This is a genomic window from Streptomyces sp. NPDC055099, assembly GCF_053607685.1.
Genome location: NZ_JBSGUA010000004.1, coordinates 322,039 through 342,538, shown reverse-complemented (window position 1 = coordinate 342,538; position 20,500 = coordinate 322,039). Strand labels below are relative to the sequence as shown.

18 protein-coding genes are annotated in these 20,500 nt (G+C 71.8%); 6 read left to right on the top strand and 12 right to left on the bottom strand.

Annotation, left to right across the window (positions count from 1 at the left end; translation table 11 throughout):
• The first annotated feature begins 114 nt into the window (after positions 1 to 114).
• On the top strand, positions 115 to 249 hold the full coding sequence (locus ACWFRU_RS12925) for a hypothetical protein (protein WP_453686248.1): 135 nt from the start codon (positions 115 to 117) through the stop codon (positions 247 to 249).
• Positions 250 to 285: 36 nt separating this feature from the next.
• On the opposite strand, the gene ACWFRU_RS12920 is transcribed toward ACWFRU_RS12925, so the two are convergent.
• From ACWFRU_RS12920 to ACWFRU_RS12905, 4 genes are all read right to left on the bottom strand, one after another.
• Positions 286 to 1,491, bottom strand: coding sequence for a type III PLP-dependent enzyme (locus tag ACWFRU_RS12920; protein WP_453686246.1), 1,206 nt, complete (start codon positions 1,489 to 1,491; stop codon positions 286 to 288).
• Complete coding sequence (locus tag ACWFRU_RS12915; RefSeq protein ID WP_453686245.1) at positions 1,488 to 3,338, bottom strand: IucA/IucC family protein; 1,851 nt, start codon at positions 3,336 to 3,338, stop codon at positions 1,488 to 1,490. Before ACWFRU_RS12915 ends, ACWFRU_RS12920 begins: the two co-directional genes overlap by 4 nt.
• A 239-nt stretch (positions 3,339 to 3,577) precedes the next feature.
• Positions 3,578 to 5,488, bottom strand: coding sequence for an IucA/IucC family protein (locus tag ACWFRU_RS12910; RefSeq protein ID WP_453686243.1), 1,911 nt, complete (start codon positions 5,486 to 5,488; stop codon positions 3,578 to 3,580).
• On the bottom strand, positions 5,485 to 6,681 hold the full coding sequence (locus ACWFRU_RS12905) for an ATP-grasp domain-containing protein (protein WP_453686241.1): 1,197 nt from the start codon (positions 6,679 to 6,681) through the stop codon (positions 5,485 to 5,487). Before ACWFRU_RS12905 ends, ACWFRU_RS12910 begins: the two co-directional genes overlap by 4 nt.
• Before the next feature lie 501 nt (positions 6,682 to 7,182).
• Between ACWFRU_RS12905 and ACWFRU_RS12900 the strand changes: the two genes are divergently transcribed.
• The gene (locus tag ACWFRU_RS12900) at positions 7,183 to 8,052 is read left to right on the top strand and encodes a (2Fe-2S)-binding protein (protein WP_453686239.1); all 870 of its coding nucleotides are present in this window, start codon (positions 7,183 to 7,185) and stop codon (positions 8,050 to 8,052) included.
• 54 nt (positions 8,053 to 8,106) lie between these two features.
• Positions 8,107 to 9,177 (top strand): isopenicillin N synthase family dioxygenase, encoded by a 1,071-nt coding sequence (locus ACWFRU_RS12895; RefSeq protein ID WP_453686237.1) that lies wholly within the window; start codon positions 8,107 to 8,109, stop codon positions 9,175 to 9,177.
• Here ACWFRU_RS12895 and ACWFRU_RS12890 read toward each other — a convergent pair.
• The 6 genes from ACWFRU_RS12890 to ACWFRU_RS12865 form a co-directional block, all read right to left on the bottom strand.
• Positions 9,164 to 9,898: a Clp protease N-terminal domain-containing protein gene (locus ACWFRU_RS12890; RefSeq protein WP_453686235.1), complete on the bottom strand. Its 735-nt coding sequence runs from the start codon at positions 9,896 to 9,898 to the stop codon at positions 9,164 to 9,166. The two genes, ACWFRU_RS12895 and ACWFRU_RS12890, sit on opposite strands and share 14 nt — an antisense overlap.
• An 83-nt stretch (positions 9,899 to 9,981) precedes the next feature.
• Complete coding sequence (locus ACWFRU_RS12885) at positions 9,982 to 10,737, bottom strand: AraC family transcriptional regulator (protein WP_453686233.1); 756 nt, start codon at positions 10,735 to 10,737, stop codon at positions 9,982 to 9,984.
• Between the two features lie 61 nt (positions 10,738 to 10,798).
• On the bottom strand, positions 10,799 to 11,695 hold the full coding sequence (locus ACWFRU_RS12880; RefSeq protein WP_453686231.1) for an aminoglycoside phosphotransferase family protein: 897 nt from the start codon (positions 11,693 to 11,695) through the stop codon (positions 10,799 to 10,801).
• Positions 11,688 to 12,983 (bottom strand): MFS transporter, encoded by a 1,296-nt coding sequence (locus tag ACWFRU_RS12875; protein WP_453686229.1) that lies wholly within the window; start codon positions 12,981 to 12,983, stop codon positions 11,688 to 11,690. Before ACWFRU_RS12875 ends, ACWFRU_RS12880 begins: the two co-directional genes overlap by 8 nt.
• 54 nt (positions 12,984 to 13,037) lie before the next feature.
• Positions 13,038 to 13,580: an N-acetyltransferase family protein gene (locus ACWFRU_RS12870; RefSeq protein ID WP_453686227.1), complete on the bottom strand. Its 543-nt coding sequence runs from the start codon at positions 13,578 to 13,580 to the stop codon at positions 13,038 to 13,040.
• A 121-nt stretch (positions 13,581 to 13,701) separates the two neighbouring features.
• Entirely contained in the window at positions 13,702 to 15,057 is a 1,356-nt protein-coding gene (locus ACWFRU_RS12865; RefSeq protein ID WP_453686225.1) for a M64 family metallopeptidase, read from the bottom strand.
• 242 nt (positions 15,058 to 15,299) lie between these two features.
• On the opposite strand from ACWFRU_RS12865, the gene ACWFRU_RS12860 reads away from it, so the two are divergent.
• The 3 genes from ACWFRU_RS12860 (at position 15,300) to ACWFRU_RS12850 (ending at position 17,973) form a co-directional block, all read left to right on the top strand.
• Positions 15,300 to 16,691 (top strand): tetratricopeptide repeat protein, encoded by a 1,392-nt coding sequence (locus ACWFRU_RS12860; protein ID WP_453686223.1) that lies wholly within the window; start codon positions 15,300 to 15,302, stop codon positions 16,689 to 16,691.
• A 198-nt stretch (positions 16,692 to 16,889) separates the two neighbouring features.
• Positions 16,890 to 17,390 carry a hypothetical protein gene (locus ACWFRU_RS12855; RefSeq protein ID WP_453686221.1) on the top strand — a complete coding sequence of 167 codons (501 nt, stop codon included), beginning with the start codon at positions 16,890 to 16,892 and terminating at the stop codon, positions 17,388 to 17,390.
• Between the two features lie 196 nt (positions 17,391 to 17,586).
• The gene (locus ACWFRU_RS12850; RefSeq protein ID WP_453686219.1) at positions 17,587 to 17,973 is read left to right on the top strand and encodes a PPOX class F420-dependent oxidoreductase; all 387 of its coding nucleotides are present in this window, start codon (positions 17,587 to 17,589) and stop codon (positions 17,971 to 17,973) included.
• Between the two features lie 18 nt (positions 17,974 to 17,991).
• On the opposite strand, the gene ACWFRU_RS12845 is transcribed toward ACWFRU_RS12850, so the two are convergent.
• A complete protein-coding gene (locus ACWFRU_RS12845) occupies positions 17,992 to 19,026 on the bottom strand; it encodes a tetratricopeptide repeat protein (RefSeq protein WP_453686217.1) in 1,035 nt (344 codons plus the stop codon).
• 182 nt (positions 19,027 to 19,208) lie between these two features.
• The gene (locus ACWFRU_RS12840) at positions 19,209 to 20,387 is read right to left on the bottom strand and encodes a hypothetical protein (protein ID WP_453686215.1); all 1,179 of its coding nucleotides are present in this window, start codon (positions 20,385 to 20,387) and stop codon (positions 19,209 to 19,211) included.
• Between the last annotated feature and the right edge of the window lie 113 nt (positions 20,388 to 20,500).

Genomic DNA, 20,500 nt, shown 5'->3' with positions numbered 1-20,500 from the left:
CCACGACCGACAACCCCGTGCGGTGGCCCCAGTGGTGCTGGAGCTTCAACCGTGAACCCGGGGGCACACGGACTTCCTCAACCTCTGACCGGGCTGCATGGAAGGAGACAGGTCGTGCACCCAGATACGTCGGTCGAGCTCGCCAAGATGTGGGCGTCACGCGGAGGAGCGACGATGTTCGTCATCGTCTTCGTCGTCTTCGCGATAGCCCTCGTGGCTCTGCTGATGCGGGGCAAGCACCGCCGATGAGCGGGTGTCGCCACGCCGCCGGGCAGGCGAGGGTGATCAGAGGAAGTGGAAGCCCGGCCTCGGGTGCATCAGGAAGTCGTGATGCGAGATGTTCCACGCGTACGCGCCCGCCATCGCGAACACCACCCGGTCCCCGGCCCGCAGCCCCGGCGCCGGAACCTGCCGGGCCAGGACGTCCTTCGGGGTGCACAACTGCCCCGCGAACGTCACCCGGTCCTGCCGCGCCTCGGACCGTGGCCAGGGATGTGGCCACGGCCCGGCGACCGGGAGCACGGTGCACGGCTGGTCGTGGCCCTTGGCCGCCGGAGTGCGCAGGTGGTGGGTGCCGCCGCGCACCACCGCGAACTCCTCGCCGTGGCTCCGCTTCACGTCCAGGACCTCGGTGGCGTACCAGCCGCAGTACGCGGTCAGCGCCCGCCCCGGCTCGATGCGGAGCATCAGTCCGGGGTGCGCCGCGCAGAGCCGGGCGAGGCCGTCGCCGTACGCGGCCCAGTCGAAGCGCGCGCCGGGGTCGGCGTAGTCGACGCTCACCCCGCCGCCGACGTTCACCTCCGTGAAGCGGATGCCGTGACGCGCGGCAAGGGCCTGCGACCACGTCACGATGGACTCGGCGACGGCGAGCTGCCGTGGTGCGTCGAGCCCGCTGGCCAAGTGGGCGTGCACTCCCAGCAGATGGAGCTGGGGGAAGCTGCCGTCGACGAACAAGGAGACCGCGGAGTCCGCTTCGACCGGGTCGAGACCGAAGGGCGTGGGGCGTCCCCCCATCGCGAGGGCACTACCCGCGAGAGACGCGGCGTCGAGGCCGAGATTGAACCGGAGCAGGACGTCCACGCGGGTGTGCGGCGCCACGCGGGCGGCGATCGAGGCCAGCATCCGCAGCTCGTAGAGGCTCTCGACGTGGAAGCGCGCCACGCCGAGCTCCAGGGCGGCGGTGATCTCGTCCGGCGTCTTGCCGGGCCCGCCGAAGGCCAGCGGACGCCCGGCCACCGCCTTGGCCACATGGGCGAGTTCGCCGCCCGACGACACCTCGTAGCCATCGACATGCGGGCCGAGGGTGGCCAGGATCTCCGGCTCGGGATTGGCCTTGGCCGCGTAGTAGAGCTCCACCTGCCGGGGGAGCGCGGCACGCACCGCCGCGACATGCGCGTCGAGTGCGGACAAGTCATAGACGTACGCGGGGAGTTCCTCGGCGGCGAGACCGAGGGCAAGCTCACGTACGGCGGTGGTGGGGGCGGCGGTCATCCGGCGGTGCTCCAAGGTGCGTCGGTACGGGCACCCAGGCCCCGTACGTGCTCGGCGAGCGGAAAGGGTGAGGGCAGTCGGACATAGCCCGCGTCCCGGTCGGCCTTGCGTTCCCAGCGGGTGAGCAGATTGGCCTTGGCGGGCAGCGGCACCCCGGCGAGCAGGGCGTTGAGGCGTGGCGGGCAGCCGTGCGTGTCCGCGAACTCCCGCATGGTGGAGTGGACACGGGACCAGAGTGCGGGCTCGGTCTGCGGATGGAGGTCGGCGAGCCCGGCGAGCAACTCGGCGACGTGGTTGACCAGGAGGCAGTACACGACGCGGTCCCAGCCGCGCCGCGCGTCGTAGGTCATCGGCCCCGCGACCTCCGGCGGGAGCGCGGCCAGGGTTCGTGCGTGATGCTCGGGGATCAGCTTGGTGCCCTCCAGGTCGCGGAAGAGCACCTGCGCTGGCATGCCGTCGCCGTCGACGCAGACGAGGACGTTCTGCAGATGCGGTTCGAGCACCAGGCCGTGGTCGAAGTAGGCGGCGAGCACCGGGGGCAGCAGAAGCCGGAGATAGGTCCGCCACCAGTCGAGCGACCGCTGCGGGCCCGCGCCCACCAGGAGGCGGGAGATGTGGCCGGGCCCCGTCGGGTACTCGTCCGCGACGGCCGCGGCGAGCAGCGGCGTCGTGCCGGGAAGGAGCCGGCCGGCCAGGCCTTCGCGGACGATGACGCCGAAGCCCTCCAGAAGAGCGAGATCGAGGTGCCCGTCGGGTCCGGGGAGCGCCAGGCTGCGGTAGGCGGGCTCACGCAGCACCCCGCTGCCGGGGAAGCGGGCGGCCAGGTCGTCCAGGGCGCTTTCGAGCACGCGGGTGAGCGCGACGGCACCCGACAGCTCGTAACTGGCGTTCTTGCGCAGGCAGTTGGTGATGCGGACGTTGAGGCTGAACTTCAGGAACGTGTCACCGTCGTACAGCGTGCGCACGGATGCGGTGGCCGCGAAGGGGGAACCGGCGGGGCCCAGGTCGATGACGTCCTGGCGGGCAAGGGCGGCGCGCAGTCCCGGGTGCTCCCGCAGAAGGTCGTACTGCCAGGGGTGCACCGGCAGCAGCCGGTAGCCCTCGGGCACAGGTCCCAGACGGTCGAGCGGTGCCGTGGCGCCCGGCCGTGCCGACTCCTCGGCGATGAGATGGTCGCGTACGGCGAGGTGGCGCAGGGGGAAGGAAGCCGCGGTCTCGGGGGCGTACGCGGACCAGTCGGTGAGGTCGCCGCCGCGGGCCTTGGGGGTGGGGTGGAAGCGGTGGCCGAACAGCAGGGACTGCTCGGAGGCGAGGTAGTCCGCGAGCCACTTCGGGTCCGTCTTCGCCGTCGGCTCGGGGGCCGACTCCGGTGCGGCGACCGTCCCCGTGCCGGGCGCCGGGCGGGCGGCGATCGCGGCGCTGACCCCTTGGTGGCTGGAGGCGACCTGCTCCAGGAACTCCTCGTTGCTCACCCCTGTACGCAGCGACAGCTCGGCATGGGTGTACTCGGCGAGGCGAGGCCAGTCCACCTCCACCCAGGTGCCGTCGCGCTGCTCGGTCACCGGGCCGGTGAAGCGGTGGGCGCCGAGGAGCGAGGTGCGGCGCAGCGCGACCCGCAGGAGGACCCCGCGGCGCGGCAGCCGGAGCAGGAGGTCGCCGTCGACGACGGCTGTCTGGTGCTCGGGTCCGGAGACTTCGCGCAGCAGACAGTTGAGCAGGGTGTGCGTCACCGCTTCGTCGGCGCCGGGCAGACGGGTGGGCGCGGCACGGGCGACGGCGACAGGGGCGGGGCCGGGGGCGGCGGATGTGGCGGAAGGGGCGGCGAACGTGCCGGTCGGCAAGGACATCAACGACTCCAGCGGATGCGGGGCGAGCGGCGGAACAGGGCGGGAAGAGTGACGTCGGCCAAGGCTGCCAGGGCGGTCGCGGTGCCGGTCAGGAGGGGGCGCGGGCAGGCGGACGAGGCTCTTTGCGGCCGCTGCCACGGAACCGGCGGCGACCGCGCTGCCTATGGAGTCGAGCCCTGGTGTGCCGGCGGGCTTGGCGCCGGACGCGACGAAGCAGCAGTCGGATGATGCGGCGCCCCTCACGAAAGTCCCGCCTGCCGCAGGTAGTTGGGGCCCGTCGTGTAGTGCTTGTTGATGTCGGCGGCTCCCGAGCGTTCCTTGGATAGCAAGGTGCCCGCCGTGACCATCGCCTTGACGGGCAGCTCCGTCGCGTCCAGGACGTGGGCCCGCAGCAGGGCGCCGGGTTCGCCGGGCCCGAGCCTTTCGACGGCCTCGGCGAGCCGCTCGCGCACCAGCCTGAGCAGCCTTCGCAGCGGGGCGCGGCCCTGGCGGGCGAGCTCGAAAGTGTAGGAGCCTGCGCACAGGTGGAGGGTGATGGTGGTGAACACGTCGAGCACGGGCAGATCGCCGGCGACGAAGATGCGCGCGTCATCGAACTCGGCTGCGTCCGGGGCCTGTTGCCCCATCACGTCACGCAGCCGGGCGAGGTTGATGCGGGGCCCGTCGTTGTCCTTGAAGAGCAGCCGCAGCCGGGTACGGCGGCCCGTGCTCCCGTCCGCGGGGTGGTGGTCGAGCACCAGCGAGATGTTCTGCTGGTGCGACTCCAGGGCGATTCCGTAGGTGAAGAGGGTGGTCTGCCAGTCGAAGAGGAGCGTGAGCGCGGCGTCCAGGAGGGCGAGGGGCTCGCCGCCGTAGAAGCGGTCGGCGAGGTGGTCGAGGAGCAGGCGGTCGCCGCCGGGTGCCGGGCACAGGAGCGCGGCCGTCGGTACGACGAGGGCGTCGTCGAGACCGGCGGGGTAGCGGCGTTCCAGCACGGCCAGGAGTTCGTGGCCCGCGTGGGCGAAGCGGGTCTCGTCCGCGTGCAGGACGACGCCCTTGAACCGGGGCTCACGGTCGACGACGGCCTCGATCAGCCGTTGGCCCGCCGCGCCGTCGGTGAGGGTGCCCGGCTTGATGGTGCGCCGATTGCGCAGACCCAGTGTGGCGGTGGCGAGCGGCAGCTTGAGGTGCCGGGTGGGGTCGGAGGTGAGGGCGACGGTGCGCATGGACAGGGTGGGTACGACGTCGGGCCCGGGTTCGCCGACGAGCCGGGCCCGCCCGTCGAGCCCCGCTGCCCGCAGCGCGTCCCGTAGGGTTCCGTCCGCGGTCAAGGGATGCACGGGCAGTACGAGGTGGCTTCCTTCGAGCTCGGGCACGCCCGCCGCGCGGGGAGAGAGCCAGGCGTCGCTGCCGCCGCCGACGGTGACGGCCTCGCGGGGCAGGGCGAGTTGCCGCAGCGCGAAAGTGGGGTGGAACTCAGGTGCGTACGACTGCAGTTGGGCAACGGACAGCCCGGAGCGGCCGCGCGAGGTCGGGTACACGGGATGATCCGCGCGCGCGGCGAGCGTGTCGTACCCGATGCCACCCGCGAGCCCGGTCCAGGCGGCGGGGTCCGGGCCGTACCGCCCGACGAGCAGGGCGTCCACTTCGCCTCTGGTCTCCGCATGCAGGCGCATGGCGTCGAGCGCCTGCTGGCACTCCACGGCGAACGCGTCGAACCCGGCACGGTCGACGGGGGCGGCGAGGTCGCGCAGCGCGGCCATGATGCTGCCCGCGTCGACCAGTTCGTGTCCGTCCGACTCGCGACGGAGCACGGGGAGCCGGGCGGCGTAGATGGCCTGAAACCCATCGGCACGGACCGGCATGAGCAGCGCATCGCCGTCGATGCCGCTCCGTTCGGGCACCGGACCGGGACCCGGACCCGGACCCGGAACCGGACCCGGACCCGGAACCGGACCCGGACCCGGAACCGGACCCGGACCCGGAACCGGACCCGGAACCGGGACCGGAACCGACCCAGGCACCGGCAGCCTCAGCCACAAGCCGTCCGGGCGCCGCACTTCCTCGCTTCGGGTGCGCCAGCCCAGTACGTCCTCGCGCAGGAGCGCGCTCAGTACGCGTAAGAGGAGCTCGGTCTCGGCCTCGGGCGTCCTGCCAGGCGGTCGGGTCACGGTGTGATCTCCCAGTGGTGCGCGGCGAGGAAGTCGGCCACGGCCCGGTCGACCGCTGCCTGGTCGGTGCCGGTGGCGCGCACCACGCCGAGGAAGTCACGGTTCGTGCCGTGGAGTTCGTGGCGTTCGCCGATCTCGCGCAGGGGGCGGTACGTGAGGCGAACGCCGTCCACTGTCACCTCGGTCGCGACGGGCGCCGCCGTCAGCGTTCCGGCACGCCGGGCGTATGGATAGTCGAGCCGTGCCCGGCCGTCCGTTCGCGCACCCAGATCGGACGGCAGCGGCTCACCCAGGTGTGTGCGGAGGATGAGCTCGAACAGGGGGATGTCCAGGAGCTGAGCGAGGAGCAGGTCGCATTGGTCGCCGATGGCGCGGTAGTTGACCTCGATGAGCCGCGCCCGGCCGTCCGCCACCACGAACTCCGTGTGGCAGGCGCCGAACCCCACCCCCAGCACGTCCAGTTGGTGCAGGACCTGAGCAACGACCGGCGCGGGATGCGCGGGGACGAACGCCATCCGTTCCTCTATGAAGTACGGCGGCGGCGACACCTCCGTACGGAATCCGCCCAGGACGTGCCGGACGCGGCCGTCGCCGAGCGTCTCCAGGGTGCACAACTCCCCGGCGAGATACTCCTCGACGACCAGCGCGGCACCCGGACGCCGCTCCTGGATCTCCGCGCACCGCCGTACCAACTGCTCCGGGCCCTCGACCAGCACCACGTCTTCGCTCGCCACCCCTTCCCGCGGCTTGACCACGCAGGGGAACGGCACGTCGAGCGCGCCGAGCTCGGCCGGGTCCTGACCCGCCATCAGCTCCGCGGACCAGACCGCGTCGGCACCCTCCGCCGCGAGGTGGCGTCGCATGTGTGCCTTGTCCTTGGTGCGCAGCGCCACCCGCCAGTCCTTCCCGGGCAGGCCGAAGTACTCGGCGGCCAGGGCCGCTTGCGTCTGCAGGTGGTCACTGTTGGTGAAGACCGCGCCGGGGGAGTGGTGGGCGGAGATCCGGCTGATGACCGCGCGGAAGTCCCGCACGTCGCACTCCAGGATCTCCGGGGCGGCCGGCCCCTCGCGGAGACGGTGGGCCTCCGGCTGATCGGTGAGGAGGGTGACGTCGAGGCCGAGCCGGCGCGCGGCGGGCAGAAAGCCTTCGGTGACCGAGTCGGTGGGGTTGCGGGCAAGGACGTACAGCCGCATGTGCGAGACCACTTCCGGGTGCGAGCGGAGGTGCTGTGTGTGACGGGAGGAGGGTGCGGCGGGTGGAGGTGTCGAACGGCTCGCCGCCTGCCCTACGTGTGCGTCGGTTTGACCGTTGGTCCGACATCCGTCGCCGTGGCCACGCTTTTCCCGCGGGTCCGATGAGAGCGACGGGCCCGGCGACCGCCACCGCCGGGCCCGCCGGCGTGCCGGTGAGCATCACGGCACGGGTCCAGGAAAGCAACACCGTGGCCGATCCGCCGTGTGGAGAGGCTGTCCGGCGGGACGGCCCGAGCGATCTTGGACACGGGGTGAGAGTTTAGGTTAGGTATGCCTAACGATGTCAATTCGCCGCGAGAGGTGGCCGACTCGTGACGGTCGGGTTCGCGACGCGCCGTGCACGATGCGGCAAGTTGAAGAGAAATAAGGTAAGCCTTACCTAGTTCGCGGTGGTGAGTTCACCGTCGGACGGCCTGTGGACCTGCCTTCCAAGGAGTACGAGTGCCGCTCACCGTGGCCCCGGACCTGGCGCCCGACGCCACCGCCCTGAGCCCCGCCGCCCTGCTCGCCGCGACCTATCGGCGACTCACCGCGCACTGCGAGACGCTCGCCGTCGTGGTGGCGCGACCTGACTCGTTCGCGGGTCAAGGTTGGGTGACCGGCGCCGAATTGACGTCACATCACCACGCGTTGGAGGCTTTCGTCGCGGCGGAGGCCGCACGCATCCGAGGCGGCCACGACCACATCCCGCGCCCGGACGTCGCCGCCTCCCGCGCCCTGCACGGCTACCTCTGGTCGGTGTCCCTGCTGATGAGCGGTGCCTGGTACCTGGAGCGGCGCGTCCCGCGCATCCGCCCGCAGGACGTACGCGTCCACCTGGAGACCGGTGCCTTCGAGATCGTCCCCGGCTCCTTCGCCTGCTTCCCGGACGATCCGGCGGCCGGGCTCCCCGGCACGCGGGTCCTCCCCGACGAAGAGTCGCTGCGCGTGGAACTGCGCGCCGCGGTCGTCGCGCACATGCAACCCCTGCTCTCCGTCATCGGGCCCCGACTGCGGCGCGGACAGCGGGCGTTGTGGGGCATGGCGGGAGACGATCTCATCTCCGGGATCTGGTACCTGGGGCGCATGCTCGGCCAGGAGGACGAGGCGCTGCGCGCGGTGGACGCACTGCTGCCCGGACCGGTCGACCCCTTCCCCGGTGGCGCGGCCTTCCGGCATCTGACGACCCGTGACGGGGAGCGGCACCCGACCCGGACGCGGCTCGGCTGCTGCCTCTACTACACGATCCCTGCCGCCGAGGCGTGCGGCACCTGCCCGCGCGTCTGCGACGCGGACCGTCTGCGGAGGCTGGAGTCGGAAACCGGCGGATGAAACCGTGATAGGGAAGCGGGCGTAGCTCCCCCCCGCTCGCGCCAGGAGACGCCCATGTCCTTCCAGGTTCCGGTCATCGACATCACTCCGTACGTCGAAGACGGCACGGCATCCGAACGAGCGCGGGTGGCGCGGGAGTTGGACGACGCCTGCGCTCGCGTCGGGTTCATCCAGATCCTCGGGCACGGCATTCCCGACGAGACGGTGGACGGCCTGGCCGCCGCCGTCGACGGCTTCTTCGGCCTGCCCCTGGAGGTGCGGAAGAGCTACCGGGTCGCCGGTGCGAACCGCGGCTACAGCCCGCCCAAGAGTGAATCCCTCAGCTTGAGCCTGGGTGTGGAGTCGGCCGGGCGCATGAACGACTTCTTCGAGGCGTTCAACATCGGCACCGAGGCCCGCTCGTTCCCCGGCCTCGGCCTGTCCGAGGACGACTACGGACTCAACGTCTGGCCCACTCAGGTCGACGGCTTCGAACCGGCCGTGCTGAGCTACTTCGCCGAGGCCGGCCGCGTGGCCCGCACCTTGACCCGTGTCTTCGCGGACGCCCTGGGGGAGCCGGCCGACTTCTTCGCCTCGCTGACCGACCACTCCATCGACGTCCTGCGCATGAACAACTACGCCCTGCCCGAAGGCGCCGTCACCCTCGACGGCGAACTGACGGGGATGGGTGAGCACACCGACTTCGGCCTGGTCACCGTGTTGTGGGCGGATCAGGTCGCCGGGCTGCAGGTGCTCGGCGCCGACGGGGTCTGGCACGACGTGTCCCCCGTCGACGGCGCGCTCCTGGTCAACCTCGGCGATCTCACCGCCCGGCTCACCAACGACCGCTGGATGTCCACCCTGCACCGGGTCAAGCCGCCGATCGTGGACGGCGGCATCGTCCGGCGCAGGTCGGCCGCCTACTTCCACGACGGCAACGTCGACGCGGTCATCTCCACGCTGCCGAGCCACCTCGCCGCCTCCGACGAGTTCGCCTACGAGCCGATCCTCGTGCGCGACCACATCAAGGCGAAGCTCGCCGGGTCCCGGCAGGGCAAGGCGAACGCGGCGGCCGTCCGGGAGGCGGCGCGGGTACGCGCGGCCGGGTCCGGTTCGGTCCCGCCTGGTCCGCTCACACCTGGTTGAGCGAGGCGCGGATCGCCGCCAGGGTCTCGGTGATGTTCGCCTCGGCGGCCGCCTTGTCGATGCCGAGTCCGGCGAGCGGGCCCGTGCCGCCCTCGGCCTCCAGGAGCGCGAGCAGGATGTGTTCGGTCCCGATGTAGTTGTGCCCGAGCCGCAGGGCCTCGCGGTAGGTGAGCTCAAGGACCTTCTTCGCCCCGGCGTCGTACGGGATGAGGTCGGGCACCTCGCCGACCGCCGGCGGCAGCGCCTCGGTGACGCTCTCGCGGATCGCGTCCAGCGAACTCCCCTGCGCGACAAGCACCTTGGCGGCGAGGGCGTCCGGTTCGGTCAGGAGGGCGAGCGTCAGATGTCCGGGGCCGATCTCGTCGTTCCCCGCAGCGCGGGCCTCTTCCTGCGAGGCCATGACCACGTTCTTCGCCCGGTCGGTGAAGCGGCTGAAGCCCTGTCGGGGGTCGAGGTCCGACATCTCGCCGGGGTCCTTGGCCACGAACCGCTTCTGGGCCGCCTGCCGGGTGACCCCCATGCTCTTGCCGATGTCCGTCCATGAGGCGCCCGAGCGGCGCGCCTGGTCCACGAAGTGGCCGATCAGGTGGTCGGCGACATCGCCCAGGTGGTCGGCGGCGATCACGGCGTCGGAGAGCTGGTCGAGGGCGGCCTCGGGGTGGGCCTTCTTGATGGCCTGGATCAGATCGTCGAGGCGGATGGGCTGGGTGGGTTGCGTCATGTGTCAACGGTAGGTTGACAGTGAAAGGGGTGTCAACCCTTGGTTGACACCCGGGAGGCGGGTGTCGATGCGCGCTCCCTCGGTCAGCTCCGGGCCCGCCAGGCGCCGGGCGTATGGCCGAAGGCCCGGCGGAATACGTCGATGAAGGCGCTGCTGGATGCCCAGCCGCAGCGGTGCGCGACCACGGTGACCGGGGTGTCGTCGGCCAGCAGACACAGGGCGTGATGCAGGCGCAGTTGGGTGCGCCACTGCGGGAAGGTCATGCCGAGTTCGGCTCGGCAGAGCCTGGTCAGGGTGCGGTCGCTGACGCCGGTCGCGGCGCCGAGCTGGGCCAGGGTCCGGGGGTCGGCCGGGTCGGTGCGGAGGATCGCGCACACCGCGGCCAGGCGTGGATCGCGGGCCGCCGGTACGTGCACGGGCTGCTGGGTCGAACGGCGGAGCTGGTCGAGCAGGACGGCCCGCAGGCGGCGGCGCTCGGCGGTGCGGCCCACGGGCGGCTCGGGCTGCCCGGTGTACTCGATGATCAACTCGCGGAGCAGCGGGGCGACTTCGAGGACGGCGGGCCGGTCGAGGCGCAGCGGATTGTCCGCCACAGGCAGGCCCACCAGACGCAGGTCCGTGTCGCCGTACGCGCGATGCTCGTGGACCGTTCCCGCGGGAATCCAGATGGCGCGCGTCGCGGGGGCGACCCAACTGCCCGCGTCGGTGGTGACCGACAGGACACCGTGGCCCGCGTACACGATCTGGTGCTCGTCGTGCCGGTGCGCGTCGACCTCGGCGCCCGCACGGAGGGGGAGGAGCCCGGTGGTCGCGCGTGGGGTGTGGCGGATGTGCGGCACAGGTGAGGATTCTACCGGGAGCGGGACGCCCTGGCCGGGGCCTCGCGTCCGCCCCGAGGTGTCAGCAGTCCGCCAGGAGTCGGTCGAGCGTGGCCCGGCCCGCCACGCCCCAGGTCCGCTTGCCGCCGGTGAGCCCCTGCTCCCCGGCGCGGCCGATGTGGATGAGGCCGACGGCGCGGAGCAGCGCCCAGCCCCGGGAGCGCCTGACGGTCGCCTCGTCCGCGAGGGCGTAGGCGTCGAAGAACCGTGACGCCGCGCCCGCGGGAAGGAGCAGCCAGGCCGCCGAGAGGTCGGTCGCCGGGTCTCCGGCGCAGAGTTCACCGAAGTCGAGCACGCCGGACAGCGTGCCGTCGGAGCCGACGACGTTCGCGGGATGCAGGTCGCCGTGCAGCCAGACCGGCGGGCCCGCCGATTCGGGGGACGTGACGGCGGCCTCCCACAAGTCCCATACACCGCTGGGGACTTCACTGAAGCCGGCGAGAGCCTTGAGGCCTTCGTGGAGTCCCGTCGCGTAGTGGTGCAGAGGAAGGCCACGCGTCGGGTTGACCGGTGCGTCCGCGGGCGCCGCCACATGGAGCGCCCGCAGGAACTGGGCCAGTGTTTCGGCCGCGTGGTCTCCGCGGCTGAGGGGGGTGCGGTCGGCCGGTTCGCCGTGGACCCAGGTTGTGACGGTCCACGGCTTCGGGAAGCGCGTGGACGGTTCGCTGATCCGCAGGGGCGTCGGCACCGGCAGGGGCAGGCGCGCGGCCAGTCCGGGCAGCCAGTGGTGCTCCTTGCGCAGCAGATCCGGTGCCCGTTCCGTGCACGGGATACGTACGGCCAAGTCCTCGCCGAGACGCCACAGTTGGTTGTCCCAGCCGCGTACCGCCCCGTGGAGGTCGAGGCCGGCGAGGTCCGGGTGCTGCTCATGGAGCAGGGAACGGACCAAGGACTCATCGAGCTCCACGAGGTCATTCATGTGCGGGGTACCCATCCCTCGGCGTGCCGGCGGTCGGCCGATGAATATACGCCGCACCGCTTCCGTGCCCCGCTCGCACGTGCGCGGCCCGCGACCGCTCCGCCCACCGCACGGCGGGCCCCGTCGCGAGGCTCGCCCCGGCGAGGATCCCGCCGAGGATGAACCAGCCCGGTACGCCCCACACCACGAGCAGCGAGGTGAGCACGAGCGGGCCCAGGGTGCGGGCGACGGGGACGCCGGAGCCGAAGAACCCCTGGTACTGGCCCACTTGATGGGCGGGCGCCAGGTCGAAGCCTATCTGCCAGGAGCCCGCGGACTGCTGCATCTCCGCGATGACCTGGAGCACCGCCCCCGCCACCAGGACCGCCACCGTCGCCCACACCGGGAGCCCGGCAGCCGAGAGGGCGAAGACCGCGCACGAGGCGAGCATGACGAGGCCGGAGCGCCGTACCGCGCGGGTGGCCGTGCGCGGGCCGTCGACGTCGCGGGCCATGCGGACCTGGAACGCCATCACCGCAAGGGTGTTGAGGACGAAGAGCGCCGAGACCAGCCAGCTCGGCGCGTTCGTCCGCTCCACCACCCACAGCGGGATCGCCAGGCTCAGCAGCGGCATCCGCAGCAGCAGGACCGCGTTGAGCGCGGTGACGGCGGCGTACGGCCGGTCACGGAGCACCGCGAGGCGGGGCTCATCCTTCCCCCGCCCCACGGACGGCGGCACCGCGGGCAGCCGCAGCAGCACCAGCGCGCAGAGCAGAAAGCTGGCCGAGTCCAGTGCGAAGACCGCCAGATACGCCTCGCGCGTGTCGTGGTGCAGGGCGATGCCGCCGAGGGCCGCCCCGACGGCGAGACCGGCGTTGAGCGTCGACTGGAGGTGGGCCAGGACGCCCGTGCGAGCCCCGGGCGTGACCAGCCCCGCGAGCAGCGCCTGCCGTGCCGCTGCGAGCCCGCACTGGGCGACCGCGTACAGGCAGGCCGCGACGAGGAACAGGGCGAAGGAGCGGATGAACAGGAAGGACGCCACCGACGCGCCGGTGGCCAGGGCGAGCAGCACCGCCGTACCGCGCGGCCCCCTCCGGTCGGCGAGCGCGCCCAGCGGGACACCCGTCACGGAGCCGATGGCCCACGCGACCGTGAGCGCGAGCCCGATCTGGGTGGGGGAGAGGCCGACGACGCGGGTGAAGTAGAGGGCCGAGGTCACGTAGTAGGCGCCGTCGCCGAGCGAGTTGCACAGCTGAGCGGCGGCGAGCACGCGCGGCGCGCCCGCGGGCGGCAGGATCTGGATCGGCACGACGCTCCCGGAGCAGGCGGCCGTTGGGCCGGTTCCTTCGCTGACGGGAGGAGGCTAGCCAGCCGAATGGTCCGGGCCGTGGACCATTCGGGGGCCTTGGGTGTGGGCCAATTCCCGGCCCGGCCGCCGCACCATGAAGACGTCCACGGGGTCCTCGTCCTCCACGCCGAAGCCGTGGCGCTCGTAGAGACGCCGGGCCGCACTGCCTTGCAGGACGTTCAGGCGGACGAGGTCTTTGTCGGTGTCCGTCCGGGCGAGCAGCCCGCGGAGCACGGCCGATCCCAGGCCCTGGCCCTGGAGGGCGGGGTCGAGGTAGAAGTGTTCGAGCCACTGGCAGCCGTCGGCCGGCCGCAGGGCGACACAGCCCGCGAAGGCGCCGTCGACGAGGACCACGGAGGTGTCCCGGGGGACATAAGCGTCCCGGAACCTCTGGCGCACCCGATGCTCGTCGAACCGGCCGAGCCGCTCCAGATCCGGTCGCATCACCGTCGCGCGCAGCTCGGCGATGGTCTCGACGTCGGTGGGCTCCGCGGCCCGCAGCGTCCACTTGAGGGCGGGCTTCGACGCGTACCGCGACTGCTCGGGGTGCGTGGTCATGGCCGGAAGTATCCCTGGTCACCGCCTGACGGCAGGGGTGGGGTCCTGCCGTCAGGCGGCGGTCTCGGCCCCTCAGGGGTGACCTGTCCCGGCCCGCCAGGGGGGAACCTGTCCCGGTCCGTCAGCGGGTGACCTGCCAGCTGAGCGAACCGGTCATCAGCTTGCGCAGCTCCGGGGCGCGGACCGCCTTGGTCCGGTCGGTGGCGCGTGCCCTGACGGTGTGCGTGCGGCCGTCGGCCGGCACCCCGAGCGTCTTGGGGGTCACGCTGCTCGCACCCCGCGCCTTCCGTGCCTCGCGGCCGTCGACGTACCAGCGCAGTTCGGCGTGGGAGGACGCCGCGACGCGGATGCGCTCGGTGCCGCGCACCTTGCGGTCGGTGGGGGTGGTGGAGGTGAGCACGGGCGCGTGCTGGTGGAAGCCCGCGATCATCGCCTCGCGGCCGGGGAGATTGAACTCGCGGCCCAGGGTGCGCATGATCGAGTCCTCGGTGGGGCGGTTGAGGCCGTGCCCGTGGTAGCCGCCGCCCTCGTACGCGCCGACCGTGCCTCCGTCAGGAGATGCCTGGCCGAGCCAGTGGTGCCACTTCACCTTCTGCGCGGCCATCTCGTCGGCACTGAGCTTGGTGAGGTTGGACTCGCCGGGCTCGGGCCCGGTGTAGGTGCTCTCGTCGTACCAGTACTCGTCGGCCAGCTTGCCGAAGGAGTGGCCGGTCTCGTGTACGGCGACCTGGTCCGAGTCGGGATGGTCGGAAGAGGCGGTGCCGATGCCGTCGTACCCGGACGGCGAGGTGATGTCGTTGTAGCCGGCGCCGCCGTACTTGGTGGAGTTGCTGAGCACGATGACGAGATCGGGGTCGGCGGCCTTGCTCGCGTACGCCTCGACCTTGTTGGTGTCGACGCACAGCAGCCGCTCCATGCCGTCACAGAAGAAGGCCGAGTTCAGGGCGGTGTTCTTGCGGACGTCGCTCGTCGGGTCGCCCGAGACGCCGGAGTCCCGCGAGTGCGCGTCGACGGCCCACACGTTGAACAGGTCCTTGTACTGGGCGTACGGCTCGACGGCGGCCATCTCCTTCCACTTGGTGCGCACGTCGGCGTGGAAGTCCTCCTGCTGGGCGGCGGTGTAGCCGTCGCCGATGAAGACGACGTCGACCTTGGTGTCGCTCGCACCGGCCTCCACGATCGGCAGGACGTCGCCGTCGTCCTTGACCGTGGCCCGCTCCTTCCTGGTGAGCGGGGCGGAGGCCGGGACCTTGGTGTGCCGCGGGTGGCTGTCGGGGCCGGTGAAGTACTCGACCTCGACGCGGTCGGTGTCCCGGGCGGCCGGAGCGCTGCCGTCCTGGCCCTCACCTTGGCCCTGGCCCACGGCGGCCGGCGCGGTGACGGCGAGCGTCACGGCCAGGGCGACACCGGTGGCGACGACGAGCCGCTTGCGGGACATGCGGGGTATGCCGGATATGCGGGAAGCGTGTCTACGCATGGACGATCTCCCGGGGGTCAGCGCGGACCGAGGCGCCGAGTCACGGCAAGTCCGCGATATAAGTGGGGGGTTAAGGGAGCTTAAGGCGCGGTTCAATGTAGGGGTCTGCGGGGAAGTCAGGCAATGCCTGAGACACAAGGTGGCTGTGGGGGCGACCAGTTGATGGCCCGCACTGCCAAGTCCGCGCGCCGCGGACCTGGATGAACCTCGCTCGGACGCGGGGCCTGACCGGAGGGAAAAAGATGGCAGGGAGCGGATCAGGGGGCGTGCGACCGGACGAGCCCGCGGAGATCGGGCGTCGCGTCCTGCGGCTGCGGACGGAACTCGGCCTCACCCAACGGCAGTTGGCCGAGCCCGCGTACACGCCCGCCTATGTCTCCACGCTGGAGTCGGGCAAGGTGCGGCCCTCCGAGGCGGCCCTTCGGCACTTGGCGCAGAGGCTCGGCGTCACCCCCGATGAGCTGACGACGGGACGCCCGGCCCGTCTCGCCACCGAACTGCGCCTGCGCCTCACCGACGCGCGGCGCGCCCTGGCCACCGGCTCCCCCGAGGACGCCGCCCCCCTCTTCCGCGCGCTGTGCGCCGAAGCCGTCGAGCACGCCCTGCCGGAGGAGCAGGCAGCCGCACTCCTCGGCCTCGGGGACTGCCTCCTCGAATCCGGCGATCTCGACGACGCGCGCGAGTGCTTCACCTCCGTGGAGCGGCTGCTCGCCGACGAGCCGCTGCCGCGCCGCGTCCCCGCCATCCGCGGGCGCGCCAACGCACACCGCCTCACGGGCGAACTCCGCTACGCATGCCACCTGTTGGAGACCGCGCTCGACCAGCTCAACGCCTCGGGGCTGCACGACCCCGACGCGCTGCTCCTCCTCTACTCGGCGTCCATCGCCCCGTACATGGACATGGGTGCACACGAGCGCGCCGCGCATGCCGCCGAACTGGCCCTGGCGCTCGCGCCGCGCGTGCAGGACCCCGCGCTGCTCGCGGGCATGCACCGCGGGGTGGCCCGTACGCTCATCGCCCAGGGCCGTGTCGCCGAGGCCGATACGTCCCTCGCCAAGGCCCAGGACCTCTATCAGCAACTCCACATCCGCACCGAACTCGCCCACTGCCACTGGATGCGCGGCTATGTGCACGCCCAGGACGGCGACCTGGAACGCGCCGAGCAGGAACTGCGCACCGCCCACGACATGCTCACCGCGAAGCGGGCCGCGCTCTACGCCCACCAGGTCGAGGTGGAGCTCGCGGACGTGCTGCGCAGGCGTGGCAGGACCGAGGAGGCCGAGGCGCTGCTGCGGCCGCTGCTTGCCGCCGGCCCGCGGGCCACGGAGGTCCCGGCCCTTCGGGCGGGGCGCGGCGCGGTACACAAGAGCGCCGCGCACCGGCTGCTCGGCCTCATCGCGGAGGAGTGCGGTGACACGGAGGGCGCCGAGGAGCACTACCGCGCCGCCCTGCCGCTGCTCGAACGCGCGGGCGCGGCCGGGGACATGGCCGGCCTGTGCTGTCTGCTCGGCGACCTGCTCCGGCGCACGGGACGCACCGAGGCCGCCATGGACGCCTATCGCACCGGCCTCGCCCGACGGACCACCCCGGGCACGACGACACTGGGCCCCGCGCCCGCGCCGCCGCCGATGTGAGGGGCCAGCGCCGGATGGGCGGGCGATTGTCCGGCTTTTGTCACGGTGCTGTGCGAGCGGACAACCTGATGTCCACTCATGTCCGTCCGCCTGCTAAAAATACGGGCGGCACAGGGACGCGGACCGCCTTGTGCGCATCCATCGCACCATTCTGACAGTTGGCCCGAGAGGGCCGCAGGGGGAAAGGCACCAGCCTTGATGAACCACGCACGTACGACCGCCGCAGTCCTGGCCACGGCAGGGGCCCTCACGGCCGCTCAGCTCGGCCTCGCCGGATCGGCGTCCGCGGCGGACGCACCGAAGGCGCCGAAGGCGTCGACCGCCTCGGCGCAGAGCGCCGGCTGCCCGATCGACATCGTCTACACGTCCCGGTTCTACATCGGCGCGGGTGGCTGGGTGAAGGGCGACGGCCTGTACTTCGGCCTCAAGAACAAGAGCACCAAGAGCTTCAAGAAGGTCACCTTCACCGTCAGCAACGTCAAGAACGTCCGCTTCGGTTCGGCGAAGGCGAAGGGCGGCAAGGTCACGCACAAGACCTCGAAGACCATCTCCGTCTACGACAAGAGCCTGGCGGGCAAGGCCAGCCTCGGTGTCAGGGTCAAGACGCGCCTGCTGAACACCAGGTCGTACAAGGTGAAGTTCAAGGTCCACGGCAACGGCTGGAACTGCGCCGTCAACCAGGGAACTTGGGGCGCCTGAGCCCCCAGCGCCACGCATCACGCGCCCGCGGGCCCCGGTTTACTCCGGGGCCCGCGGGCGCCGCCGTCTCCGCCGCAGGCCACCGGCCCTGCCGCCCGCTTCCCGGCCCCACACGCGCCAGGCGAACGTGATCGCGAGTAGCATCCGCTCCGTCGGCGGTTTGTACGTGGGTCAACGGAACCTCAGGAGCGGTCAAGTGGGCGAGGCAGCGCAGGCGGGGCTCGGTGCGGGGAAGTACCTCCTGGTCACCAGCTACCGCAAGAACGGCACCCCGGTGCCGAGCCCCGTCTGGGTGGTCCAGGACGGTGCCGCGCTCGGCGTCTGGACGGCCGCGGACTCCTGGAAGGTCAAGCGGATCCGTAACCGCGCCGATGTCCTGATCGGCCCCTGTGACCTGCGGGGCAACCCCACCGGCAAGCAGGTCCCCGCCACCGCCGAGATCTGCGGCCCGCAGGAGACCGCGCGCTACCGCACCCTCATCGCGCGCAAGTACGGCCTGATCGGCCGCCTCACGCTGTTCGGCAGCAGGATCCGGCGCGGCACGAAGGGGACGGTCGGCATCAGGATCACCCGGGCGGAGTGACACCCCGCAACGCCGGCGTCAGGTCATGCTCGGCTCCGGCTCCCGGGTCATCTCGGCACGGAACTCTGCCGCGGCCTCCCGTGCCTGGCGCAGCCCGATGCGCGCGAAGTCGGCCTCCAAAGCGGTGAGTTCGGCCAGTGTCTCGCCCCGGTCGTGGCCGAGCTTGGCCCGCGACTTGACCAGACCGAGCCGGGACAGGGCCGCGCCGCGCGGCTCCCGGATGGCGTCGAACTCCTCCAGGGCGACGGCGTACATCTCACGTGCCTCGCTGTGACGCCCGTCCCGGTACAGGACGTTGCCGCGCATCTTGTGGTTGTACGCGAGCGCGCTCGCCAGATCCATGGCCCGGCAGATGACCTCCGCCTCCGAGAGCAGCGTGAGCGCCTTCTCCGTCTCGCCCCGCAGCGAGAGGACGTCGGCGACCCCGCGCAGCGACCAGGCGCGCCCCCGCGCGTCCTGGGCGTCGGCCGAGATCCTGACGCACTCCTCGAACAGCTCGAGCGCCTCGGCGTAGTCGCCGGTGTTGCGCCGCATCTGGGCGATGCCGGACATCGCCCACACCATGTGCCGCGCCTCCCCGTGCTTTCTGCCCTGTTCCAGGAGCTGCTCGTGCAGGGCGGCCACCGCCGCGTAGTCCCCCTGGATACGGCCCGTCTCGGCGAGCCCGGCGAGCGCGTAGCCGTGCGCCAGCCGCTCCCCGCCGGCGTCGGCCAGCGCGACTCCCCAGGCCAGCAGCCTTCGGGCGAGCCGCAGTTGGCCGCATTGGCGGGCGAGCGTGCCGCCGCTCCACAGCGCCCAGGCCATGGCGCCCGCGTCCCCCGCGACGCGTGCGCTGCGGTAGCTCTGCCGCCAGGCGGAGCCCGCCTCGTCCACCTGGCCGAGCCGCCGGTTGGCCTCGGCCAGGGCGAGTGCGGCGCGCGCCCTCTCCAGTGCGGTGTCCGCCTGGGAGAGGGCGCGGTCCGCCGCCGTCAGCACCTCCTCGTAGGAGGAGTTCACCCCGAGTGCCGCGCCCAGCTCGCCCTGGTACTCGGGCGCGAATGCCTTGCCGTGCATAGATCCATGACCTCTCGATCAACTCCGTACGTCGGTCTCCGTACGTTGATCAAGAAGCTACGAGCGCGGCGGGGTGCGGCGAATCCCTCCACGTATGGGTCATTCCGTACGACTCCAGGGCTACGGGAGAGGCCATGGTCATCATCGGGATGTACGGGGAGGGCGGGGCCCGCGGTTGTCCGTCAGCCGGTGGGCTGCGCTGTGTCGGTCGCGTCTGCCGTGTCGACTGTGTCGGCCGTTCCGTCCGTGTCGTCGAAGACGGGCATGTCGTCGAAGCCGGCGACGGCCTCGGAGGCGGCAGCGACCGTGGCCGTGGCGGAACCGGCGGATGCCGAGCCCGCCGTCGCCGTCTGCAGCGCCGTGATGCACGCGGCGATCGACTTCTGCAGCTCCTCCAGACGCAGCAGCATGTCGTCCTCGTAGATGTCCTCGACCTCGACGTCGTCGAAGGTCAGCTCCTCGAAGACCTTCGTCGCCTTCTGCAGGCTGCTGTAGAACTTCGCGCGGCGCTCCTGCACCCGCAGCTTCGGGTCGCTCTGGACGGTCTGGGCGACCAGGTCCTTCACGGTGTCGTACGCCTCGCGCGCCCACTCGCCGGAGTCCTCGCCCTCGTCGAGCTCGTCGATGAGGGACAGATGCCGTTCGGCCTCTTCCTTCAGCTCGGCGGGGGCGTCGATCAGCTGGCCCGCCGGCGTCTTGACCTGCCCCTTGTCGACGATCTGGCGGACGTAGTCGACGCGGTCGCCCGCCTTGGCCTCGGCCGCGACGGCCTTCTTGAGGTCGTCAGCGCGCACGATGTCGCGGACGAGCTCGGTGCGCAGCGCCGGGTCCTCGTCGAGCCGGTCCATCAGCGCGCGCCGCGCCGCCTCGGCGGTGCCGGGATCGGCGAGGATCGCGGCCCGCAGCGCGGTGGGGTTCTCGGCGACCTCCAGGGCCTTGGTGGGGCGGATGCCCTCGGCCTCCGCGGCCTCGGTGATCGCGGTGCCGCGCGGGGAGAGGGCGCTGGAGCGGGAGGCGTAGTACGTCAACCAGACGTCGGAGTCCGGAAGTTCGATGTCCTCGCCGGGCGTGAGCGCCTCGAAGAGGGGTACGAGGCCCTCGTCGGCGGCCTTGTCCCAGGCCTTGTAGTAACGCATGACGCGCTCGGCGGAGCAGCCGGCGAGCTCGCTGAACTCCTTCGCCGAGACCTTCGGCGTCTCGTCGGCTCCCTGTCCGCCGGGGCGCACACTGCGCGCCACCTTCAGGGCGAAGGCCCAGCCGCCGGTCCGCGCGTAGGCACCGAACTCGCGGGCGTCCCGGGCCACCGGCTCGGACACTTCCGACGGCGTGGCTGCTTCAGACGGCGCGATGGCAAGAGTCACGAAGGTTCTCCTGGATGGTGATGACAAGTATCTGAGAGCTGACTCGACACCTTATCGCTCCTATTGAGGTGTTATGAGGGCGAGTTGTTCTCGGGTGAACAGGTGTCCCACGG